At 63.7% G+C, this 20,571-nt stretch carries 22 protein-coding genes and 1 pseudogene; 7 read left to right on the plus strand and 16 right to left on the minus strand.

The genetic code is table 11. The features are described from left to right. Nucleotides 1-18 precede the first annotated feature (18 nt). The gene (locus ACVMIM_RS21650) at nucleotides 19-945 is read left to right on the plus strand and encodes a LysR family transcriptional regulator (protein ID WP_476114457.1); all 927 of its coding nucleotides are present in this window, start codon (nucleotides 19-21) and stop codon (nucleotides 943-945) included. A gap of 53 nt (nucleotides 946-998) precedes the next feature. Here the strand turns inward: ACVMIM_RS21650 and tsf are convergent, their stop codons facing one another. The 4 genes from tsf to ACVMIM_RS21670 form a co-directional block, all read right to left on the minus strand. Continuing rightward, nucleotides 999-1,919 (minus strand): translation elongation factor Ts, encoded by a 921-nt coding sequence (tsf, locus tag ACVMIM_RS21655; RefSeq protein WP_040994984.1) that lies wholly within the window; start codon nucleotides 1,917-1,919, stop codon nucleotides 999-1,001. Between the two features lie 121 nt (nucleotides 1,920-2,040). After that, on the minus strand, nucleotides 2,041-2,820 hold the full coding sequence (gene rpsB / locus ACVMIM_RS21660) for a 30S ribosomal protein S2 (protein ID WP_040994986.1): 780 nt from the start codon (nucleotides 2,818-2,820) through the stop codon (nucleotides 2,041-2,043). Between the two features lie 202 nt (nucleotides 2,821-3,022). Further along, a complete protein-coding gene (locus ACVMIM_RS21665; RefSeq protein WP_476114459.1) occupies nucleotides 3,023-3,301 on the minus strand; it encodes a DUF4031 domain-containing protein in 279 nt (92 codons plus the stop codon). Nucleotides 3,302-3,384: 83 nt separating this feature from the next. After that, nucleotides 3,385-4,215 carry a cell envelope integrity EipB family protein gene (locus ACVMIM_RS21670; protein ID WP_040994990.1) on the minus strand — a complete coding sequence of 277 codons (831 nt, stop codon included), beginning with the start codon at nucleotides 4,213-4,215 and terminating at the stop codon, nucleotides 3,385-3,387. A gap of 138 nt (nucleotides 4,216-4,353) precedes the next feature. Between ACVMIM_RS21670 and ACVMIM_RS21675 the strand changes: the two genes are divergently transcribed. From ACVMIM_RS21675 to ACVMIM_RS21690, 4 genes are all read left to right on the plus strand, one after another. Beyond that, nucleotides 4,354-4,818 carry a RidA family protein gene (locus tag ACVMIM_RS21675; RefSeq protein WP_040994991.1) on the plus strand — a complete coding sequence of 155 codons (465 nt, stop codon included), beginning with the start codon at nucleotides 4,354-4,356 and terminating at the stop codon, nucleotides 4,816-4,818. A gap of 8 nt (nucleotides 4,819-4,826) precedes the next feature. Then, entirely contained in the window at nucleotides 4,827-5,555 is a 729-nt protein-coding gene (locus ACVMIM_RS21680; protein ID WP_476114461.1) for a glycerophosphodiester phosphodiesterase, read from the plus strand. Between the two features lie 54 nt (nucleotides 5,556-5,609). Next, nucleotides 5,610-6,824, plus strand: a complete 1,215-nt coding sequence (locus ACVMIM_RS21685; RefSeq protein ID WP_476114463.1) for a GNAT family N-acetyltransferase — start codon at nucleotides 5,610-5,612, stop codon at nucleotides 6,822-6,824. A 157-nt stretch (nucleotides 6,825-6,981) separates the two neighbouring features. After that, entirely contained in the window at nucleotides 6,982-7,410 is a 429-nt protein-coding gene (locus tag ACVMIM_RS21690) for an HIT family protein (RefSeq protein ID WP_476114464.1), read from the plus strand. An 86-nt stretch (nucleotides 7,411-7,496) separates the two neighbouring features. On the opposite strand, the pseudogene ACVMIM_RS21695 reads toward ACVMIM_RS21690, so the two are convergent. From ACVMIM_RS21695 to ACVMIM_RS21710, 4 genes and pseudogenes are all read right to left on the minus strand, one after another. Continuing rightward, a pseudogene (locus ACVMIM_RS21695) lies at nucleotides 7,497-7,595 on the minus strand (phosphotransferase-like protein); the annotation flags it as partial. A gap of 64 nt (nucleotides 7,596-7,659) precedes the next feature. Then, nucleotides 7,660-10,125: an ATP-dependent Clp protease ATP-binding subunit ClpA gene (gene clpA / locus ACVMIM_RS21700; RefSeq protein ID WP_476114466.1), complete on the minus strand. Its 2,466-nt coding sequence runs from the start codon at nucleotides 10,123-10,125 to the stop codon at nucleotides 7,660-7,662. 6 nt (nucleotides 10,126-10,131) lie between these two features. Beyond that, a complete protein-coding gene (gene clpS / locus ACVMIM_RS21705; protein ID WP_040995322.1) occupies nucleotides 10,132-10,458 on the minus strand; it encodes an ATP-dependent Clp protease adapter ClpS in 327 nt (108 codons plus the stop codon). 277 nt (nucleotides 10,459-10,735) lie between these two features. Then, nucleotides 10,736-11,065, minus strand: a complete 330-nt coding sequence (locus ACVMIM_RS21710) for a phasin family protein (RefSeq protein WP_040972326.1) — start codon at nucleotides 11,063-11,065, stop codon at nucleotides 10,736-10,738. 289 nt (nucleotides 11,066-11,354) lie between these two features. Here ACVMIM_RS21710 and ACVMIM_RS21715 point away from each other — a divergent pair, with 289 nt between their 5' ends. Further along, on the plus strand, nucleotides 11,355-12,770 hold the full coding sequence (locus ACVMIM_RS21715) for an SPOR domain-containing protein (RefSeq protein WP_476114468.1): 1,416 nt from the start codon (nucleotides 11,355-11,357) through the stop codon (nucleotides 12,768-12,770). A 43-nt stretch (nucleotides 12,771-12,813) separates the two neighbouring features. On the opposite strand, the gene ACVMIM_RS21720 is transcribed toward ACVMIM_RS21715, so the two are convergent. The 3 genes from ACVMIM_RS21720 to ACVMIM_RS21730 form a co-directional block, all read right to left on the minus strand. Next, nucleotides 12,814-13,512 (minus strand): J domain-containing protein, encoded by a 699-nt coding sequence (locus ACVMIM_RS21720; RefSeq protein ID WP_476114470.1) that lies wholly within the window; start codon nucleotides 13,510-13,512, stop codon nucleotides 12,814-12,816. A 122-nt stretch (nucleotides 13,513-13,634) separates the two neighbouring features. After that, nucleotides 13,635-14,072, minus strand: coding sequence for a DUF1489 family protein (locus tag ACVMIM_RS21725; RefSeq protein ID WP_476114472.1), 438 nt, complete (start codon nucleotides 14,070-14,072; stop codon nucleotides 13,635-13,637). An 85-nt stretch (nucleotides 14,073-14,157) separates the two neighbouring features. Then, a complete protein-coding gene (locus ACVMIM_RS21730; protein WP_476114473.1) occupies nucleotides 14,158-15,561 on the minus strand; it encodes an L-serine ammonia-lyase in 1,404 nt (467 codons plus the stop codon). 179 nt (nucleotides 15,562-15,740) lie between these two features. Between ACVMIM_RS21730 and ACVMIM_RS21735 the strand changes: the two genes are divergently transcribed. Next, on the plus strand, nucleotides 15,741-16,460 hold the full coding sequence (locus ACVMIM_RS21735) for a DUF599 domain-containing protein (RefSeq protein ID WP_476114474.1): 720 nt from the start codon (nucleotides 15,741-15,743) through the stop codon (nucleotides 16,458-16,460). On the opposite strand, the gene ACVMIM_RS21740 is transcribed toward ACVMIM_RS21735, so the two are convergent. The 5 genes from ACVMIM_RS21740 to ACVMIM_RS21760 form a co-directional block, all read right to left on the minus strand. After that, nucleotides 16,433-17,224 (minus strand): YdcF family protein, encoded by a 792-nt coding sequence (locus tag ACVMIM_RS21740; RefSeq protein ID WP_476117329.1) that lies wholly within the window; start codon nucleotides 17,222-17,224, stop codon nucleotides 16,433-16,435. The genes ACVMIM_RS21735 and ACVMIM_RS21740 overlap by 28 nt on opposite strands. A 43-nt stretch (nucleotides 17,225-17,267) precedes the next feature. Then, nucleotides 17,268-18,833, minus strand: coding sequence for an amidase (locus ACVMIM_RS21745; RefSeq protein WP_476114476.1), 1,566 nt, complete (start codon nucleotides 18,831-18,833; stop codon nucleotides 17,268-17,270). Further along, nucleotides 18,833-19,291: a GNAT family N-acetyltransferase gene (locus tag ACVMIM_RS21750; RefSeq protein WP_278048768.1), complete on the minus strand. Its 459-nt coding sequence runs from the start codon at nucleotides 19,289-19,291 to the stop codon at nucleotides 18,833-18,835. Before ACVMIM_RS21750 ends, ACVMIM_RS21745 begins: the two co-directional genes overlap by 1 nt. 3 nt (nucleotides 19,292-19,294) lie before the next feature. Further along, nucleotides 19,295-19,582 carry an Asp-tRNA(Asn)/Glu-tRNA(Gln) amidotransferase subunit GatC gene (gene gatC, locus ACVMIM_RS21755; RefSeq protein ID WP_040995008.1) on the minus strand — a complete coding sequence of 96 codons (288 nt, stop codon included), beginning with the start codon at nucleotides 19,580-19,582 and terminating at the stop codon, nucleotides 19,295-19,297. 248 nt (nucleotides 19,583-19,830) lie between these two features. Beyond that, the gene (locus ACVMIM_RS21760) at nucleotides 19,831-20,538 is read right to left on the minus strand and encodes a metal-dependent hydrolase (RefSeq protein ID WP_476114478.1); all 708 of its coding nucleotides are present in this window, start codon (nucleotides 20,536-20,538) and stop codon (nucleotides 19,831-19,833) included. Nucleotides 20,539-20,571 lie beyond the last annotated feature (33 nt).

The raw sequence follows: 20,571 nt of genomic DNA on the forward strand, positions 1-20,571 counted from the left end.
GTGCGATATTATTCATGAATGGACCGCGACCTTCTCACACACCTGCCGGTCATCGTCGCCGTGGCGCGGCGAGGCGGCTTCGCGCTTGCCGCGGCTGAACTGGGCATGAGCCCGTCCGCTGTCAGCCATGCCGTTCGGCTGGTGGAAGAGCGCATCGGCCAGCCGCTTTTTGCCCGCACAACGCGCAGCGTCTCGCTGACGGAAGCCGGCAAGGCGTTGGTCGAGACCGCGGCCCCAGCGCTCCAGGACATCGCCGAGCGGATGGACCGCATCCGTGGCGTGACGGGAAGGCCGGCCGGCCTGCTCAGGATCAACGCCTCCAACATAGCGATCCCCCTGGCTGTGACGCCGGTGGTCGCGGCCATGGCCGAACGCTATCCCGATGTGACGGTCGAGATCGTTGCCGACCAGGGACTGATCGATATCGTCGGCGAAGGTTTCGACGCCGGCATCCGGCTGGGTGAAATGATCGCGCAGGACATGGTCACCGTCAGGATGACGCCGCCGTTCAAAGCCGTGATCGTCGCCTCTCCCGCCTATGTCGGAAAGCACGGCCGTCCGCGCGGCGTGGCCGATCTCGCCAATCACAACTGCATCGGCTATCGCCTGGTTCGGTCCGGCGCGCTTTACCGCTGGGACCTGAGCGACAACGGCAAGGACATCGTCGTCGAAACGCGCGGCACCGCCATCGTCACGGATTCGCTTGGCGCCATCGATCTGGCGCTGACCGGCGTCGGGCTTGCCTACGTTTTCGAACCGCTGGTGCGCGCCGACCTTGCCGCCGGCCGCCTCGTCCAGATCCTGCCGCAGACGGCGATCGAGGAGCCCGGCCTCTTCCTCTATTTCCCGCGCCGCGCATCGATGGCGCCGAAGCTCAGGGCCTTTATCGACACCGCACAAGAAATCGGCCGGGCATCCATGCGGACACCCGGCCGAGTTGCCTGAGCTCGTGAGCTCTTCACCTCAAGGGAAACGTTAAGCGCTCCCCTGGATCGGAGCTATTTCTTGACCGCGGCAGCGACTTCCGCCGCGAAATCGGTCGTTTCCTTTTCGATGCCCTCGCCCAGCGCGTAACGCAGATAGGCGGTGATCTTCGCCGGAGCGCCGATCTCCTTCTCCGCATCCTTCAGCGCCTTCTCGACGGTGATGTCGGGGTTAAGCACGAAGGCCTGCTTCAAAAGCACGACCTCTTCGTAGAACTTGCGCAGGCGGCCCTCGACCATCTTCTCGATGATGGCTTCAGGCTTGCCGGATTGGCGCGCCTGGTCGGAGAAGATCGCCTTCTCGCGCTCGACCAGCGCCGGGTCGACTTCCTCGGCGGTCAGCGCGACCGGGTTGCTGGCGGCGACATGCATCGCCACCTGACGGGCAAAGGCATTGGCCGCGTGCTCGTTGCCGGTGGTCTCGATCGCCACCAGCACGCCGAGCTTGCCGAGGCCGTCCGCAACCGCATTGTGGACATAGGTGGCCACCACGCCATGCGGCACGGTGAGCTTGGCCGAACGGCGGAAGCCCATGTTCTCGCCGATCGTGCCGACCGCGTCCTTGATGGTCTCGGTGACCGACTTGTCGGAGCCCGGATACTTGGCGGCGGCCACGGCCTCCGTCGTGCCGTAGGCGAGCGCGACCTTGGCGACGTTGGCGACGATTTCCTGGAAGGCCGCATTGCGGGCGACGAAGTCGGTCTCGGAATTGACCTCGACAATGGCGGCTTCACGCACGCCGGCGTCGACGCCGATCAGGCCCTCGGCGGCGGTGCGGCCGGCCTTCTTGTCGGCCTTCGAGATACCCTTCTTGCGCAGCCAGTCGACGGCCGCTTCCATGTCGCCGTTGGTCTCGTTCAACGCCGCCTTGCAATCCATCATGCCCGCGCCGGTCAAGTCGCGGAGTTCTTTGACCTGTGCAGCCGAAATCGTCATTGTCGCCTCTTTGTTTCAAATGCGCCGACGCACCAACCGGGACTCGGGTGATGCGCTCGGCAAAAGCGCTTTAGCGCGCCAACTTATTGGAAAGATGAAGGCCGGGCTCCGGCCTTCCTTATCAAGCTTCCGGAGCTTCCGCAGCCGGAGTGTCGAGCGCCGGCTCGACCGGAGCCTCGGCCGAAGCGCCGATGTCTACACCGAGCGCACCCTGCTGGCGGGCGATGCCGTCGATGGCGGCCTTGGCGATCAGGTCGCAATAGAGCTGGATGGCGCGGGCCGCGTCGTCATTGCCGGGGATCGGAAAGTCGATCTTGTCCGGGTCGCAGTTCGAATCGATGATGGCCACGACCGGGATGCCGAGGCGCTTGGCCTCGAGGATGGCGATCGCTTCCTTGTTGGTGTCGATGACGAACATCAGGTCCGGCGTCGAGCCCATGTCCTTGATGCCGCCGAGAGCCTTGTTGAGCTTCTCGCGCTCGCGGTCGAGGTTCAGGCGCTCCTTCTTGGTGAGGCCCTGGGCCTCGCCGGCCAGCGTCTCGTCGAGTTTGCGCAGGCGCTGGATCGAGTTCGAGATCGTCTTCCAGTTGGTGAGCATACCGCCCAGCCAGCGCGAGTTGACATAGTACTGGGCTGAGCGCTGCGCGGCGTCGGCGACGATGTCGGACGCCTGGCGCTTGGTGCCGACGAACAGCACGCGGCCGCCCTTGGCGACGGTGTCGGACACCTGCTTCAGTGCCTGGTGCAGCAGCGGCACCGTCTGCGACAGGTCGATGATGTGGATGTTGTTGCGGGCGCCATAGATGTAGGGCGCCATCTTCGGGTTCCAGCGGTGGGTCTGGTGGCCGAAGTGAACACCAGCTTCCAAAAGCTGGCGCATGCTGAAATCTGGCAGAGCCATTCTTTAGTTCCTTTCCGGTTGGCCTCCACGGACACAGGCATTTCGGACGGGATGTCCTGATGCCACCGGAGGTTTCAGCCGGATTTCTCCCGGGCAGACACCAAAGTCCGTGTGTGGAATGAGCGCGGATATAGAGGGGAAGTCCCATAAACGCAAGCAGGGCACCGGAAAACGCCCTCGCCTGCGGCGATCCGCCCAAATCTCAGCGTTTTACCTTGCCGTTCGGCACCCTGACGCGGCGAAAGATCGCGACGATCTCCTCGCGGCTGCATTGGATGGCGCCAAGCCGGACCGCGCGGTCGCGCTCGAAGCCGGTGATGTCGTAATGGGGCGCCGAGGTCTTGGGCGGTCCTTGATAGGAGGAAAGCTTGAGGCCGAGATCGGCGGCGAAGCGGTGCAACTCATCCGTATCGTCGGCAAGGAGATGGCACCAGCGGTGGCCGGCCCATTTCCAGATCGCCGCATCGACATAGACAGCCATCAGGCCCGCCGCACTTCGTCATCCCGACACATGGCGAGTTGAAACCAGGCTTGCAAGCCTGATCGCCTGCCGTCGGGACGCTGCTATTTCGAAGCGGGGCAAGGCTTGGTCTGGTCGAACAGCGACAGGTTCACCAGCTTGCCGGTCATCGAGAAGTCGCCATAGTCCATGACGAGGTCGCGCGTGATGCCGTTCTCGTGCAGCTTGAAGCTGATCCGGTATTCCGGCACCTCCTCGCCGCTTTTGTCGGTATCGTCGAAATAGGCGATGTCGACCGGCCAGTATTTGTCGGAGGCGAGCTTGGCTAGTGCCGGCGCTTCCGGATCCGCCTTGTCGGCATCGGTCTTCTTGCCGACGATGACGGTGGTGGTCATCACCTTGTTGGCGTCCTCCGAACCGTCGAACAGATTGGTCTGGTAGAAATTCTCGCCCTTCTCGGCCTTGCCGATCAGCTCGACCAGATGCTGGGTCGGAAACTGCGTGGCGGCGAGCTCGAGGCTGCTCTTCTCCGGCTTGTCGATATCGACCTTGAGCCCCTTCGCCTCCCTGGTGGCCGTGCCTTTGACCTCCTTGTCGAGGTTCTGGTCGACAAAGGATTTCGTAACGAAGGAAAAGGTCTTGCCCTCAGCGTCCTCGAAAGTCGTCGTCTGCTGGTCGGTCAGCCTGGTGTTGTCGTTGGTGACGATCTGGGTGACGAAGCGGAACTTGACTGTATAGCCTTCGCAGGCGGAGCCGTTGAACTCGTAGACCATGCGGCCGGTGATGCCGGTAATGCCTGAACGGTCGGAAGCCTTGTTGAGCGTCAGATCGTAGACCGCGCGGTGCGCCTGCAGCGCGGGCACCGCAAAGGCCGGCGCCATGGGGAACGCGGCCGAAAGGCAGGCGGCGGCGAGAAAAAGGCGCGTTGCGCGCATGCGTTGCTCCGATCGTCGCGGCTGAGGGCAGGCCGCAGGGAAACATGGTCCAGCTTAAAAAAAGTCGTGGCGGAAGCGAGGCAAAAATAGCAATTTCGGCCCGGCCAACGCGGCGTCTTCCAGCAATAGGGAAAACCAATGAGCGAAACAATCGAAAAGCGGCTAAGCGATCTTGGCGTCACCATCCCGGCCGCCGCCGCGCCCGCCGCGAATTATGTGCCCTATTGTCGCACCGGCAACACGCTGTTTACCGCCGGGCAGTTGCCGCTGAAGGACGGCAAGCTGCAGGCAAGCGGGCTGCTCGGCCGCGACATCGACACCGCCGCCGGCAAGGAAGGCGCGAAATTCTGTGCCATCAACATCCTGGCGCAGGCCAAGGCAGCGCTGGGTGACCTCGAAAAGATCCGCCGCCTGGTCAAGATCACCGTCTTCGTGGCCTCGGCGCCTGATTTCGTCGAGCAGCATCTGGTCGCCAACGGCGCCTCCGACTTTCTGGTCGCGGCACTGGGCGAGCGCGGCAAGCACGCCCGCTCCGCCGTCGGCACCGCCTCGCTGCCGCTCAACGCCGCGGTCGAGATCGAAGCGATCTTCGAAGTCGAGTGAGGCTTAAGATGACCGATCTGTCCTGGCTGATCGCGCGACCTGTCGCGCATCGCGGCTTCCACGACATGAACAAGACCCGCTGGGAAAACACGCTGTCGGCCTTCACCGCAGCGGCCGAGCGCGGCTACGCCATCGAATGCGACGTGCATATCTCGTCGGACGGCGTCCCGGTCATCATCCACGACGGCGAGCTGAAACGGCTGACCGGCCAGGACGGATTCGTCTGGCAGCGCACGGCGGCCGAGCTGGCGACGCTCAGGATCGGCGGCACGAAAGACCACGTGCCGACGCTCAAGGAAGCGCTCGACCTGATCGACGGCCGCGTGCCGCTGGTGGTCGAGCTGAAAGGCGTTCCCGGGCATGATGCGGGGCTGGTGGCAAGCGTCGGCCGGCTGCTCAAGCGCTACAGGGGCAAGGTGGCGATCATGTCGTTCGATCACTGGCTGATCCGCGATTTCGCCACGGATGCGCCGGGCATCCCCGGCGGGCTGACCGCCTATGGCAAAGACAACCAGTTGATCGAGGCGCATTTCGCCATGCTCGCGCACGACCTCGCCTTCACCTCCTACGCCGCCGGTGACCTGCCGAACCCCTTCGTCAGCTTCGTGCGCGAGAAGCTGAAGATGCCTGTCATCACCTGGACCGTGCATGACCAGCCGGCGATCGACCTCACCTTCAAATATGCCGACCAGATGACCTTCGAGGGCTTCGAACCCGATCTGGTGAAAGTCGCCTGAGGCGGTGCCTGAAACGTGACTTGTAGCAGTCTTGAGGACGCTTAAATAAGCCCCATGGATCAGGGCGACGACGATGATGGACGGGCAGCGAACGCGGATTATGCGATCCGCATAGCGGCGGGCATCGGAGCCTTTACTTGCGAGGAATGGGACGGCTTTGCCGGCACCACGCGCGGCGATCAAGAAAACGGCTACAACCCGCTGGTTTCCTTTGCTTTTCTAAGCGCCTTGGAGGACTCCGGCTGCGCCGTCCGGCGCACCGGCTGGCAGGGCCATCACCTGCGACTGGAAACGGCGCAAGGCAGGCTTCTCGGCGCCGTCCCTTGTTATCTCAAGTCGCACAGCCAGGGGGAATATGTCTTCGACCATGGCTGGTCGGCCGCCTTCGAGCGCGCCGGCGGGCGCTACTATCCCAAGCTGCAATGCTCGGTGCCGTTCACGCCGGTCACCGGCCCTCGCCTGCTGGTCAGCAAAGGTGAGAACGAAGGTGCCGTGAAGGCCGGCCTCGCCGAAGGCCTGAAGCTCGTGACCGACAAGCTCGGCGTCTCTTCCGCGCATGTCACCTTTGCCACCGAGCCCGATGTCGCGACGCTGGAAGCGGCCGGCTTCCTGCACCGCACCGACCAGCAGTTCCACTTCTTCAACGAGGGCTTTTCAACTTATGACGACTTCCTCGCCACGCTTGCCTCGCGCAAGCGCAAGGCGATGAAGAAGGAGCGCCGCGAGGCGCTTGTCGACGGCATCTCAATCGACTGGCTGACCGGCAAGGACATCACCGAAGCCGCCTGGGACGATTTCTTCGCCTTCTATATGGATACCGGCGGCCGCAAATGGGGCCGGCCCTATCTCAACCGGCAGTTCTTCTCGCTGATCGGCGAGCGCATGGCCGACGACATTCTTCTGGTGATGGCAAAGCGAAACGGCCGCTACGTCGCCGGCGCCATCAACTTCATCGGCTCCGACGCGCTCTACGGTCGCAACTGGGGCTGCATAGAGGATCACCCGTTCCTGCATTTCGAGGTCTGCTACCATCAGGCGATCGATTTCGCGATCGAGCGCAAGCTCAAGGTGGTGGAGGCCGGCGCGCAGGGCGAGCACAAGCTGGCCCGCGGCTACCGGCCCGTGACCATGCATTCGGCGCACTACATCTCGCATCCCGGTCTACGCAATGCCGTCGCCGACTATCTCAGGCGCGAGCGGCGCGAGGTCGAGCGCATGGGCGAATATCTCGAAGAGCACACGCCCTTCCGCAAGGACCTCGCGGAATAGGCGGACCGCCGGGTCTCGCGGTCAGTGCGGCTTTCCCGCAAATCCGGCGCTCATGCATGACAGGGCGCGTGCGGCATCGTCGATCTCGCCTGAGCGCCTTGCCGCCCATCGGCGGCTTCGCTACACCGGACGGCGAACGCAATTGGGAGTGTCACCCATGGCCGAAGCCTACGATCCCGGCAACATCTTCGCCAAAATTCTGCGTGGCGAGATCCCCTCGCATCGCGTCTATGAGGACGACACGGTCGTCGCCTTCATGGATGTGATGCCGCAAGGCACAGGCCACACGCTGGTGGTGCCCAAAGCGCCGTCGCGCAACATGCTCGACGCCGATCCGACAACGTTCGGACCATTGTTCGGCGTCGTGCAGAAGGTTGCGGTCGCGGTGAAAAAAGCCTTCAACGCCGACGGCGTCACCATCATGCAGTTCAACGAGCCGGCTTCCGGCCAAACCGTCTACCATCTGCATGTCCACGTCGTCCCGCGCTTCGAGGGCGTGCCGTTGAAGCCGCATTCCGGCCAGATGGAGAAGCCGGAGGTGCTGGCCGAGAACGCCGACAAGATCCGCGCGGCTTTGGGAAGCTGAACTCCCCGGGCTCAGCCGTCGGCCTGCCAGCGCGCCAAGATCTGGAAGGCCGCGGGGACGCGACATGGGCGCAGGCGTCGAAATTTCATCCAGACGCCCTCGAATGTCTCCTGGATCGCCGCGGCGGTGCTCGACTTTCCCGATCGCGGCGCACCGTTGAGGATGATGATCTGTCCGGCTTCCAAGCGGTGCTCCCTTCAACGAAAAAGGCCCCGTTTCCGGGGCCTTTTGTATTCAAGCGAGCGCTTGTCAGCCCTTGCGCGGCAGTTGCGGCACAAGGCTGCGTTTGTTGCCGTCCTTGCCCTTCGGCTCCGGCTTCTGCGCCACCGCCTTCTTGGGCGCCGGCTTCTTGGCCAGCGTCTTTTTCGGCTTCGGCGCGTCTTCCGGCTCTTCCTTCTTCGGCCGCACGGGCGACTCGTCGGCGAGCGATTCGAGCTTCAGGCCGGACTCGCCGGTTTCCTTCTTCTCGACGGTGACGCGCACCGTGCCGCCCTTCTTGAGCTTGCCGAACAGCACTTCGTCGGCCAGCGGCTTCTTGATGTGCTCCTGGATGACGCGGCCGAGCGGACGCGCACCCATGCGCTCGTCATAACCCTTGTCGGCCAGCCAGGCGATCGCGTCCGGCGACAGGTCGAAGGTGACGCCTCGCTCGGAAAGCTGGGCCTCGAGCTGCATGACAAACTTCTGCACCACCTGATGGATCACCGGCACCGGCAGCGAGCCGAACGGGATGATCGCATCCAGACGGTTGCGGAACTCTGGCGTGAACAGCCGGTTGATCGCCTCGACGTCGTCGCCTTCGCGCTTGGTCGAGCCGAAACCGATCGCCGCGCGCTGCGCATCCGAGGCGCCCGCATTGGTGGTCATGATCAGGATCACGTTGCGGAAGTCGATCTGCTTGCCGTTGTGGTCGGTCAGCTTGCCGTGGTCCATCACCTGCAACAGGATGTTGAACAGGTCCGGGTGCGCCTTCTCGACTTCGTCCAGCAACAGCACGCAATGCGGATGCTGGTCGACGCCGTCGGTGAGCAGGCCGCCCTGGTCGAAGCCGACATAGCCGGGAGGCGCGCCGATCAGCCGCGAGACGGTGTGGCGTTCCATGTATTCCGACATATCGAAGCGGATCAGCTCGACGCCGAGCGAGGCGGCAAGCTGCTTGGCCACTTCCGTCTTGCCGACGCCGGTCGGGCCCGAGAACAGGTAGGAGCCGATCGGCTTCTCCGGTTCGCGCAGGCCGGCGCGCGCCAGCTTGATCGCCGAAGTCAGCGCAGTGATCGCGGTGTCCTGGCCGTAGACGACGCGCTTCAGCTCGACATCGAGGCCTTGCAGCACCTTCTCGTCGTCAGCCGAAACCGTCTTCGGCGGGATGCGCGCCATGGTGGCGATCGTCGCCTCGATCTCCTTGATGCCGATCGTCTTCTTGCGCTTGGCCTCAGGCACCAGCATTTGCGAGGCGCCGGTCTCGTCGATCACGTCGATCGCCTTGTCCGGCAGCTTGCGGTCGCTGATGTAACGGGCCGACAGCTCGACCGAGGCCTTGATCGCCTCGCTGGTGTAGCGAACCTTGTGGAACTCCTCGAAATAGGGCTTCAGGCCCTTCATGATCTCGATAGCGTCCTCGATGGTCGGCTCGTTGACGTCGATCTTCTGGAAGCGACGCACCAGCGCACGGTCCTTTTCGAAGAATTGGCGGAACTCCTTGTACGTGGTCGAGCCGATGCAGCGAATGGCGCCGGACGACAGCGCCGGCTTCAGAAGGTTCGACGCATCCATGGCGCCGCCCGAAGTGGCGCCGGCCCCGATCACGGTGTGGATCTCGTCGATGAACAGCACCGCGCCCGGATAGTCCTCGAGCTCCTTGACGACCTGCTTCAGCCGCTCCTCGAAGTCGCCGCGATAGCGTGTGCCGGCCAAGAGCGTGCCCATGTCGAGCGCGAAGATGGTGGCGTCCTGCAGCACTTCCGGCACGTCACCCTCGACGATGCGCTTGGCGAGCCCCTCGGCGATCGCCGTCTTGCCGACGCCCGGGTCGCCGACATAGAGCGGGTTGTTCTTGGAACGGCGGCACAGCACCTGGATGGTGCGGTTGATCTCGCTGTCGCGGCCGATCAGCGGGTCGATCTTGCCGGCGCGCGCCTTGTTGTTGAGGTTGATGCAGTAGGCCGTCAAGGCGTCCTGCTGCTTCTTCTTGCCGCCCTCTTCCTGCGGCTCGGCGCCGTTCGAGCCGCCCTGCTCGTCCTCGGCGCCGCGCGGCGTGCGCGATTCCGAAGCGCCCGGGCGCTTGGCGATGCCATGCGAGATGTAGTTGACCGCGTCGTAGCGGGTCATCTGCTGTTCCTGCAGGAAATAGGCGGCGTGGCTCTCGCGCTCGGCGAAGATGGCGACGAGCACATTGGCACCGGACACTTCCTCGCGGCCGGACGACTGCACATGGATCACGGCGCGCTGGATGACGCGCTGGAAGCCTGCCGTCGGCTTCGAATCCTCGTCGTAACCGGTGACGAGGTTGTCGAGCTCGGTGTCGATATAGGTGAGAACGGTATGCTTGAGCTCGTCGAGATCGACGTTGCAGGCGCGCATGACGGCGGCCGCCTCGGTGTCGTCGATCAACGCGAGCAGCAAATGTTCGAGCGTCGCATACTCATGATGCCGCTCGTTGGCGAATGTCAGCGCCTGATGTAGCGCCTTTTCCAGGCCTTGGGAGAAAGCCGGCATGTTACCTCACTTCTTCTCCATCACGCATTGCAGCGGATGCTGATTCTGTCGGGCGAAATCCATGACCTGGGACACTTTGGTCTCGGCCACCTCGAATGTGTAGACGCCGCACTCGCCCACTCCATGATTGTGGACATGAAGCATGATGCGTGTGGCGGCTTCGCGGTCCTTTTGGAAAAAGCGTTCCAGGACATGAACGACGAACTCCATCGGAGTGTAGTCGTCGTTCAGGATGAGGACCCGGTAGAGGCTGGGCTTCTTGGTCTTGGTTTTGGTGCGCGTGATGACAGCGGTGCCGCGACCGAGATCGTTGCGGTCTCCGTCACCTTGCATTCGCACCACGTCCGCCGTGGCAGTCAAACCGATCGTCACGTAGTCCAGCCTTTTCGAATCCTCATGCGAGTTCAACATGTAGGTTCTCGATGGACGATTTTAAGCCCTTCTGTTTAGCTGACAATATGGCTAGGTGAGCAAACCTCAGCGAATTTTCTCAATCGTGAATGCGGCAAGGTCCATCGGGTTGCGATCGCGCATAAAAAAACCCGGCCGCGTTTCCGCGACCGGGTCCTTTTTGCAGGCCGGCTGGCCGTATCAGCAGTGATCCGGCGGATTACTTCGCCTTGGCGACCACCGATTCGAACGGCTTGTAGGCTTCCTTGGCGAGCTCGGCATAGAGATTGCCGATCTTGCTGGCCTCGGCCACGAAGCTCTCATAGCTCTGCTTGGCGTAATCGGTCTGGATCTCGATGGCCTTCTCGATCGACTTGGCCGAGAACAGCTTCTCGAAGGCAGCGCTGCCGGCCTCGAAGCTCTTCTTGGTGTATTCGCCGGCTTCGGTGGCGATCGCCTGCGCGCCCTTAGTGAGCGAGGCAAAGCTCTTCAGCCCGGTGTCGGCGAACTCCTTGCCGTATTTGGTGAAGTCCTCATAGGTCTGGGTCATTTCATATTTCCCTTGGTTGAAACGCCCTTTTTGCCCCGGGGCGCCCTTGTGCAATGCACCTCAATATATTGTGCGATGCACAAAAGTCAAGAATCCCTTCGCGCGCAGGGCCTCCAGCGCCGGCCGTCCAGTAAAATTCGATTAAAGAGAAACTCGATTTGCCGAAAAATGGTGAACGCGGCGGTTACCATAAACGGATTGGTAACGCTGAGCGCGATAGCTTGGCCGGAAGCGAGGCAGGCACTCCCTTGGCCGCCTCCGGGGCAACGAAAATTCAGGGTAAGTAACGGTGCGTCAGGCGTTGTCGGGCTTCGTCTCCAAATCCTCATTCTCCTTCAAGGCGCTCATGGTTGCCGCGCTCGCGTTGACGATTGTCGCCGCCGATGTCGCGTCGGCTCTTGCCGCAAAGTCCGCGGCCATCGTCGTCGATGCCAAGACCGGCAAGGTGCTTTACTCGGCCGACGCCAACGGCCGGCGCTATCCGGCCTCGCTGACCAAGATGATGACGCTTTACCTCACCTTCGAGGCGCTGGCGAAAGGCAGGATCAGCAAGAACACGCCGGTGCCGTTCTCGGCGCATGCCGCGTCCGAGCCGCCGACCAAGCTCGGCGTGCGCGCCGGCGGCTCGGTCCCGGTCGAGACTGCGATCCTGTCGATGGTGACGAAGTCGGCCAACGACTCGGCGACCGCGCTGGGCGAGCTGCTCGGCGGCAGCGAGGATAATTTCGCCCGCATGATGACGGCCAAGGCGCGCCAGCTCGGCATGAACGGCACCGTCTTCCGCAACGCCAACGGCCTGCCCGACCCGGGCCAGTTCACCACGGCGCACGACATGGCGATGCTGGGCATCGCGCTGCGCGAGCACTTCCCGCAATATTACGGCTATTTCTCGCAGCGCTCGTTCCTGTATGGCCGCCAGCGCATCAACGGCCACAACCGCCTGCTTGGCCGCATCAAGGGCGTCGACGGCATCAAGACCGGCTATACCCGCGCCTCGGGCTATAATCTCGTCTCCTCCGTCGCTGATGGCGACCGCCGCCTCGTCGCGGTGGTGATGGGCGGCACTTCCGGCCGCAGCCGCGACAACCAGATGGCCACGCTGATCAACACTTATCTGCCGCGTGCCTCGACGCGCGGCGGCGGCGATCTCATCGCCAAGGGCAACGACAATCAGATCAAGACGTTGGCCAAGGCCTTCTTGCCCAAGCATGACGCGCCGACGCCGGACGCCAAGCCGGCAACGGACGACACCGTCGTTGCCTCAGCCGATGATGTCCAGGACGATACCCAACAGGTCACGGAGGAGACCAAGCCGGTGCTCAAGGCCCGGAAGGTCAAGACGGTCGCGATTGCAGCCATGGCGCCGGCCTCCAAATCCGAGGACACCAGCGTCGCCGCCTATGCCGAACCGGCGCCTGCCGCGCCCGCGATCGATCCGGTCAAGACGTCGTCGCTGCCGTCGGGCTGGGTGGTCCAGGTCGCTTCCTCGCCCACGAAGTCGGGGGCTCAGAGCCTGCTCGACCAGACCGCCAAGCAGGCGCCGAAGATCCTGGCCGACGCTTCCGGCTTCACCGTCGCCTTCGACAAGAACGGCACCACCTACTACCGCGCCCGCTTCGGCGGCTTCGGCTCGAAGGACGCCGCCTGGAAGGCCTGCGATGCGCTGAAGCGTAAGAAAATCTCGTGCTACGCCGTCGAGCAGTAGGCGGTTGTTGAAATCTCCCGGAAGGTACCGGCGTCGAAGGAGACTAATCGTGATTGGAGAGCAAGATGTCCTTGGCTTCATTGATCCGCGCCGCCAGGACAGACGTGCCGCCGACGTCGGCGTTCAGGCGCTGCATCAGGCGGCGGTGCGCCTTGCGGATATCCGCCGCGGCAGCCCCCGCTTCAAGACCAAGGATCTTGTAGGCCTCCTCCTTAGTCATGGCGCCCGCACCTGGCGCAACACCCAGCCCTTCGCCACCGTGCGGCTGCGCGTCCTTGCGCCAGACGGGAAAACGGCCGTCAAGATACGTCTCTAAAAGCTGCCGGCTCTCCAGATCGGGGCTGAGCTCGCCATGAAGCTGGCGCAGGTCGGTCAGCCCCATAGCCCCAAGCATCTTGCCTTCATAACGCCCGGCGAGAACGAGCCCCTCGAGCCTGCCGCTGTCATGGTCGAGGTCCATTTCGAGCGCCGCGGTGCGCACCGTCGAGTGCTTGGACGCCGCCGCTCTTGCCGCCGGCCGCCTCGTGCGTATCCAGCCGACCCAGGCCAGCGCTGCGAGCAGAAGCAGTCCGCCGATCAGGTTGCGGCCGAAGATCAACATCGGCGCGCCAATCAGCCCAAGGAATGCGGGGCCAAGCGATCTGAGACTGTCGGCCATCCTTGCCGCATCCGCGCGCACAAAGAGCAACGCGGCGCCGAAAAGCACCACGAGCACCGCTGCCAAAGCGAGGATCACGCCCATCGATCAGCACCGCCATAGAAATGACCGAGCATAGAAATAGGATGGGACCGAGGATGGGCGCTTGCAAGTCCCACATTGAGAGAGCCGAAGGGCCAGCGCCGCGCGAGAAGCGCCAAGCGACGCTAGAGCAGGCCGAGTTCGGCGAGTTCCAGCCTGAGCTTCGGCGGCATCTCGGCGAGTGCCGCCCTGCCCTTGCCGAGATCGGCCGGCGCGTCAGCAGGCTTCAGGTAACGCCAGCCCTGGAAGGCGCGCCGCGGCTGCCAATCGGTGCGCACCACCTGGGGATCGAGCACCAGATGACAGCGGCCGATCCCTTCATCGTCGGTGAAAGGCCTGATCTCGGTGATCAACTGCCGGCATTGCACGCTGCCCTTGATCACCCAATAGAGCGAGCCGCCATCGGTGATCTCGCTGCCGCGCGTTGGCACCATGCGGGTGGTGTGCCAGTGCTCGGCCGGCTCGCCGGCACGACGCCGCTCGTCGAGCCGGAAGGCGATCCACTCTTCGAGGTCCTCGACGCTGTCGCAGCCGACGCACAGTTTGATGAGATTGAGTGACATGCCCCAAGATTTAGCCGCAAGGGTTGACGCGTCAACGCCTTGAGCGACTTCTCCACAGGGCCAGCCTCGGATCCCGGGTAAGACCTCAGCACTCGACGACGTTGACCGCCAGCCCGCCGAGGCTGGTTTCCTTGTACTTCTCATTCATATCGAGGCCGGTCTGGCGCATGGTCTCGATCGCCGCGTCGAGCGGCACGAAGTGCGTGCCATCGCCCTTGATGGCCAGGGAGGCGGCCGTCACGGCCTTCACCGCGCCCAGCGCATTGCGCTCGATGCAGGGCACCTGCACGAGGCCGCCGACCGGATCGCAGGTCATGCCGAGATGATGCTCGAGCGCGATCTCGGCGGCGTTCTCCACCTGCTCGGGCGTGCCGCCCATCACGGCGCACAGACCTGCCGCCGCCATTGCCGAAGCCGAACCCACCTCGCCTTGGCATCCGACTTCGGCGCCCGAAATCGAGGCGTTCGATTTGATGATGCCGCCGACGGCGGCGGCCGTCAGCAGGAAGTCGCGGATGCTTGGCTGGTCGGCCTCGGGATGGAAATGCAGCCAGTAGCGCAGCACCGCCGGCAGCGTGCCGGCCGCGCCATTGGTCGGCGCCGTCACCACGCGCCCGCCGGCGGCGTTCTCCTCGTTGACCGCCATGGCGTAAATCGACAGCCAGTCATTGGCGAGCAGAGGATTGGGCCGGTTCTGCTGCCACTGTTCCTGCAGCTTGTCATGCAGTTGCCGCGCGCGGCGGCGCACTTTCAGCCCGCCCGGCATGACGCCGTCCTGCGACAGGCCGCGATCGATGCAGCCTTTCATGGCGCCCCAGATCGCGTCGAGGCCGGCATCGAGCTGCTCGCGCGACATATGCTTTTCCTCGTTGGCGCGCTTCATCTCGGCGATCGAAAGCCCGCTTTTTGCCGCCATCGCCAGCATCTCGACGGCATTCTTGAACGGGTACGGCACCTTCTTGCCTTCGGTCGTCACCGAGCCCTTGGCCTTCATGCGCTGCAGCTCTTCCTCGGAAACGACGAAGCCGCCGCCGATCGAATAATAGATGCGCTTGAGCAGCAGCCGGTCGGATGCGTCATAGGCATAGAAGGCCATGCCGTTGGCATGGCCGGTCAGCGGCGTCTTGCGGTCGAGCACGACATCCTTGGCGGGATCGAAACGATAAGTCGGATGCCCAGGCGGTGAAATCCGCTTCTCCGCGCCGATGCGGGCGACGATGCCGTCGGCCTCATCCGGATCGACCGTCTGCGGCGTCTGGCCTGCCAGGCCGAGGATGACGGCACGGTCCGAGCCGTGGCCGATGCCGGTATAGGCGAGCGAGCCATGCAGGCTGGCGCCTATGCGATCGACTTTCACGCCCGCCGGCCGCGGCCAGTCGCCGGCCAGGATCTCGTCGAGGAAACGGCGCGCGGCCGTCATTGGTCCCATCGTGTGCGAACTCGACGGGCCGATGCCGATCTTGAACAGGTCGAAAACCGAAAGGAACACGGGGCCGTTGTCTCCTGGAGGCCGATCAAGACTTACATATAGGAATCCCCGCGATTTTTCCGATGTTTTGCATGGCACGGCGCGGCGGCTGCCGACCTTGTTTGCTCCGCCAGCGACATCGCAAGCCGGCGCCTCGAGCGCCCGTCGAAGCACCGGCCCGGCCCGTGTTACAAGAAGTCATGGGCGACTCACTCCACCTCTCAACGGCAGATCTGGCGGCTTTGACTTTCTTCCTGGCCGTCTGGGTGCTGCACACGCTGGCCTCCGACGGCAGGCTGATCAGCCGCGTCTCGCTGACGACCGCCATGAACACGCAGCGCGAGGCCTGGATGCGCAACATGGCCGAGCGCGAGATCCGCATCGTCGACACCGCCATCATGGGCGGCCTGCAGCAAGGTACCGCCTTCTTTGCCTCGTCTTCCCTGATTGCGCTCGGCGGCTGCTTTGCCCTGCTCGGCGCCTCCGACCGCGTGCTTCAGGTTCTGGCAGACTTGCCCTTCGGCGCGGCTTCGTCGCGCGAAGCCTTTCAGACCAAGGTGTTCGGCCTGGTGCTGATTCTCGCCTTCGCCTTCTTCAAATTCGGCTGGGCCTACCGGCTGTTCAACTATTGCTCGATCCTGATCGGCGCGGTGCCGACCCCGCATGGCCCGGCTTCGCGCAATCCAGTCAGCGAAACGGCGGTGTGGCGAGCGACCCGCATGAACGTGCTTGCCGGCAAGCACTTCAATTCCGGCCTGCGCGCCGTCTTCTTCTCGATCGGCTATCTCGGCTGGTTCGTCGACCCGATCGTCTTCGTGATCTCCACGCTGGTGCTTCTGGCGGTGCTGGTGCGGCGCCAGTTCTTCTCGGCGGCGCGGCAGGCGGTGCTCGGTCAACCACCGGGTCCGGGAAAAGGCTGATCGATGCGGCCGGCGATCCAATAAGCGATGAGCCCAGCCCATTCACGAAGCGCCTTGGTGGTGATTTCCAGATTGTCACCAGGACTTGTGCGGTACAGGCGTTCCTTTCCCGTGGTCCAGTAATCGACCGGCCACGGAACAGTAGGAAAGCCGGCCCTGTCGAACAGTGCCTTCGCGCGCGGCATATGAAAAGCCGACGTGACGAGCAGCCAGGTCTCGCCCGGCTTAGGCATCACCAGCCTCTTGGTGAATATGGCATTCTCGTAGGTGGTGCGGGATTTGTTCTCGAGGACCAGGCGATCGGTGCTTACCCCGAGCGCTGTAAGCAGGCGCGGCGCGGCGTCGGCATCGCCCTCGCCTTCGCCGATCATTTCGAGCGGACCCCCGGTAACGACGACCTTTGCGGTCGGGAACCGCCGGGCCAGAACCGCCGCCTCGACGATGCGGTCGCCGCTGGCGTTCAATTCATAGCCGCCGCGCACGATATTGACCGCGCCGTCCATGGCGCCGCCCAGCACGACGATGCCGTCCACCTTTGCCGGCAGCGGCGGCCTCGGAAAGCGCTCTTCCAAGGGGTTGAGCATCATGACGCCAATCGACGACCATGTCGAAAGCACAAGGATGAGAAAGGCGAGAACGCTGCCGGCGGTTGCCAATCGCCGACGACCGAACATGCCGGCAACCAAGCCTGCCAGCAGCAGGAAGATCGCCAAGTTGAGTGGCCTGGCGACGAACCAAAAGAGCTTCGACAGGAAGAAGAACATCACTCACAACGCTGGGTGGGCACTGACCCTGACGGGATTGACCCTACCACCATTTTTCCGGCTGGAACCGACCCGCCGCCTGTTCGATGACATAAGCGGTCTGGAATAGTGTTTCCTCGTCGAAAGGCCTGCCGATCAATTGCAGGCCGAGCGGCAGGCCCTTGCCGTCGAGACCGGCCGGCACGGAAATGCCGGGAAGGCCCGCCATGTTCACCGTCACTGTGAAGATGTCGTTGAGATACATCTTGACCGGATCGGAGGCCATATCCTCGTCGGCGATGCCGAAGGCGGCCGAGGGGGTCGCGGGTGTCAGGATGACGTCGACGCCGGCGGCAAAGACCTTCTCGAAGTCGCGCTTGATCAGCGTGCGCACCTTCTGCGCCTGCAGATAGTAGGCGTCATAATAGCCCGCCGACAGCACATAGGTGCCGATCATGATGCGCCGCTTGACCTCGCGGCCGAAACCGGCGGCGCGGGTCTTCTCATACATGTCGACGATGTCCTTGCCTGGCACGCGCAGGCCGTAGCGCACGCCGTCATAGCGGGCGAGGTTCGACGAAGCCTCGGCGGGCGCCACGATATAATAGGCCGGCAAGGCATATTTGGTATGCGGCAGCGAGATGTCGACGATCTCGGCGCCGGCGTCCTTCAGCCAGGCGATGCCCTGCTGCCAGAGCGCCTCGATGTCTTCCGGCATGCCGTCGACACGATACTCCTTCGGAATGCCGACCTTCATGCCCTTGATCGGCTTGCCGATCGCCGCTTCGTAGTCCGGTATCGGGCGGTCGACCGAGGTCGTGTCCTTCGGATCGACGGAAGCCATCGACTTCAGCAGGATGGCAGCATCGCGCACGTCGCGCGCGATCGGCCCGGCCTGGTCGAGCGAGGAAGCGAAGGCGACGATGCCCCAGCGCGAGCAGCGGCCGTAAGTCGGCTTGATGCCGACCGTACCGGTCAGCGCGGCGGGCTGGCGGATCGAGCCGCCGGTATCGGTCGCGGTAGCGCCGGCGCAGAGGAAGGCGGCCACAGACGATGCCGAACCGCCCGACGAGCCGCCCGGCACCAGTTGCATGTTGTCATAGGTCCGCGCCGTCTTCGTGCCGCCGGCGGAAATAAAGCCGCCATCGCCCTGATGCGTCGTCGGCATGACGACCGTATCGACACGCGAGCGCCGCCACGGATTGATCACCGGGCCGTAATAGGAGGTCTCGTTCGACGAGCCCATGGCGAACTCGTCCATGTTGAGCTTGCCGAGCATGACGGCGCCGTCGGCCCAAAGATTGCTGGTCACGGTCGACTCGTAGCGCGGCTTGAAGCCGTCCAGAACATGGCTGCAGGCCTGGGTGTGGATGCCTTCGGTGGCGAACAGGTCCTTGATGCCGAGCGGAATGCCCTCCAGCGCGCCGCCCTCGCCCTTGGCGAGCCTGGCATCGGAGCTCTTCGCCATGTCGCGCGCTTTGTCGGCGGTGACGGCCACATAGGCGTTGAGCGCGGGATTGGCGCGATCGATCGCAGCGAGATATGCCTCGGTGATCTCGGCCGCGGTGATCTCCTTACCGCGCAGCTTGGCGCGGGCCTCGGAAATGGTGAGATGTGTGAGATCGCTCATCAGGCAAGGCTCTTTTCATAAAAGACCGACCACTCCGAGTCGGGATAATCCAGCACCGGTCCGCAACGCGAGAATCCGGCCCGCTCATAGACGGTCCACGCCGCAGGGTGCCGATCGCCGGTTTCAAGCACCAGCCGCGTCAGCCCTTCCTGCCGGGCGAGCGCCTCGACCCGTCCGACGATCTCGGCGCCGATCTTGCGGCCGCGGTGCGAAGGTCGCGTATACATGCGCTTGACCTCGCCGACGCCGCCCTCATGGCGCTTGAGAGCACCACAGCCGACGGCAAGCCCGCCATCGCGGGCAATGAACACAGTCGTATCCGAGCCTGCCATCTGCTCGACGGTGAGATGATAGCAGTGTTCGGGCGGCGTCAGTTCGAGCAGCGCGGCATTGAGTTCGGCGACGAGCGCGCGCACGTCGTCCTGCAAAGGCGTCTCGACGGCGATCTCGACAGCCACGGTCTACTCCACCACCTTCGGGACGAGGAAGAAGTTCTCATCCGTTGCCGGCGCGTTGGCGACGATGTCGGAGGGCTTGTTGCCGTCGATGACGACATCCTGGCGCTTCTTCATCTCCATCGGCGTGACCGAGGTCATCGGCTCGACGCCCGTGACATCGACCTCGTTCAATTGCTCGACGAAGCCGAGGATGGCGTTCAATTCGCCGGTCATGCGCTCGGCGTCCTCCTCGCTCACCGCGATACGGGCAAGGTGCGCGACGCGCTTCACGGTCTGAAGATCAACGGACATGTTCTATCGCCTCGGGAAAACCAGTGCGGGCTATAGCGGCGGCGCGCCCGGCGCGCAACATGGATGATGCCGGTCAATCGCGTGCAGTGCCTTGTCGCCATCGCGATAACGTTACGTCCTTCCACTGATACTAGCTGCCGTTCTGCCGGCTTGCGCGCACGCCGGCGCGGGCGTCGCCGCGCCTTGCGCCGAAACGCAAAGATTCCACCCCAAGGCTATGGCTTTGTTCCGGATTCCCGAACAGCGACCTAGATGGTGATCGCCTTGCCGATCTCCGGCAGCGCCACCTTGACGCCCGAACCTTCCATGCCGGCGACGAACTTGTCGGCGGTCTGGTCGATCATCGAGAAGGTGCCGAAATGGCAGGGAACGACCGTATCGAAGCCGAAGAAGCGGCGGCAGGCAAGGGCCGCCACCGCGCCACCCATGGTGAAGCGGTCGCCGATCGGCACGATGCCGATCTTCGGTTCGTGCAATTCGTTGATCAGCCCCATGTCGGAGAAGATGTCGGTGTCCCCCATATGGTAGAGCGTCTTATCCTCGGGAAAATGCAGGACGAGCCCGCCCGGATTGCCGAGATAGGTGTCCGTGCCGCCTTCGCCGCCGAAAGAGGACGAGTGCAACGCCTGGACGAAGGTCGTGGTGAACGGTCCGCAATCGACGGTGCCGCCGATATTGCCCGGATTGATCTTGTCGCCGCTGATGCCCTGGCCGACGAGATACATGCAGATCTCGAAATTGGCGACCAGCATGGCGCCGCTTTTCTTCAGCACCTCGACCGCGCCGCTGACATGGTCGTTATGACCGTGAGTCAGGAGAACATGCGTGACGCCGTCCGCCGGCCCTTCCCAGCCGCCCGTCCAGGACGGATTGCCGACCAGATAGGGGTCGATGAGAATGGTGGCGTCCTTGGTCTCGACGCGGAATGCCGAATGTCCGTACCAGGTCAGTTCCATGAATGCTTCCTCGATTTTTCCGTTGCCGAAGGA

It is taken from the genome of Mesorhizobium sp. USDA 4413, from assembly GCF_056280365.1.

Coding starts and splice junctions, on each gene's coding strand:
- ACVMIM_RS21650 (WP_476114457.1), top strand. CDS start 19: ATGGACCGCGACCTTCTCACACACCTGCCGGTCATCGTCGCCGTGGCG.
- tsf (WP_040994984.1), bottom strand. CDS start 1,919: ATGACGATTTCGGCTGCACAGGTCAAAGAACTCCGCGACTTGACCGGC.
- rpsB (WP_040994986.1), bottom strand. CDS start 2,820: ATGGCTCTGCCAGATTTCAGCATGCGCCAGCTTTTGGAAGCTGGTGTT.
- ACVMIM_RS21665 (WP_476114459.1), bottom strand. CDS start 3,301: ATGGCTGTCTATGTCGATGCGGCGATCTGGAAATGGGCCGGCCACCGC.
- ACVMIM_RS21670 (WP_040994990.1), bottom strand. CDS start 4,215: ATGCGCGCAACGCGCCTTTTTCTCGCCGCCGCCTGCCTTTCGGCCGCG.
- ACVMIM_RS21675 (WP_040994991.1), top strand. CDS start 4,354: ATGAGCGAAACAATCGAAAAGCGGCTAAGCGATCTTGGCGTCACCATC.
- ACVMIM_RS21680 (WP_476114461.1), top strand. CDS start 4,827: ATGACCGATCTGTCCTGGCTGATCGCGCGACCTGTCGCGCATCGCGGC.
- ACVMIM_RS21685 (WP_476114463.1), top strand. CDS start 5,610: ATGGATCAGGGCGACGACGATGATGGACGGGCAGCGAACGCGGATTAT.
- ACVMIM_RS21690 (WP_476114464.1), top strand. CDS start 6,982: ATGGCCGAAGCCTACGATCCCGGCAACATCTTCGCCAAAATTCTGCGT.
- clpA (WP_476114466.1), bottom strand. CDS start 10,125: ATGCCGGCTTTCTCCCAAGGCCTGGAAAAGGCGCTACATCAGGCGCTG.
- clpS (WP_040995322.1), bottom strand. CDS start 10,458: ATGCAAGGTGACGGAGACCGCAACGATCTCGGTCGCGGCACCGCTGTC.
- ACVMIM_RS21710 (WP_040972326.1), bottom strand. CDS start 11,065: ATGACCCAGACCTATGAGGACTTCACCAAATACGGCAAGGAGTTCGCC.
- ACVMIM_RS21720 (WP_476114470.1), bottom strand. CDS start 13,512: ATGGGCGTGATCCTCGCTTTGGCAGCGGTGCTCGTGGTGCTTTTCGGC.
- ACVMIM_RS21725 (WP_476114472.1), bottom strand. CDS start 14,072: ATGTCACTCAATCTCATCAAACTGTGCGTCGGCTGCGACAGCGTCGAG.
- ACVMIM_RS21735 (WP_476114474.1), top strand. CDS start 15,741: ATGGGCGACTCACTCCACCTCTCAACGGCAGATCTGGCGGCTTTGACT.
- ACVMIM_RS21740 (WP_476117329.1), bottom strand. CDS start 17,224: ATGTTCTTCTTCCTGTCGAAGCTCTTTTGGTTCGTCGCCAGGCCACTC.
- ACVMIM_RS21745 (WP_476114476.1), bottom strand. CDS start 18,833: ATGAGCGATCTCACACATCTCACCATTTCCGAGGCCCGCGCCAAGCTG.
- gatC (WP_040995008.1), bottom strand. CDS start 19,582: ATGTCCGTTGATCTTCAGACCGTGAAGCGCGTCGCGCACCTTGCCCGT.
- ACVMIM_RS21760 (WP_476114478.1), bottom strand. CDS start 20,538: ATGGAACTGACCTGGTACGGACATTCGGCATTCCGCGTCGAGACCAAG.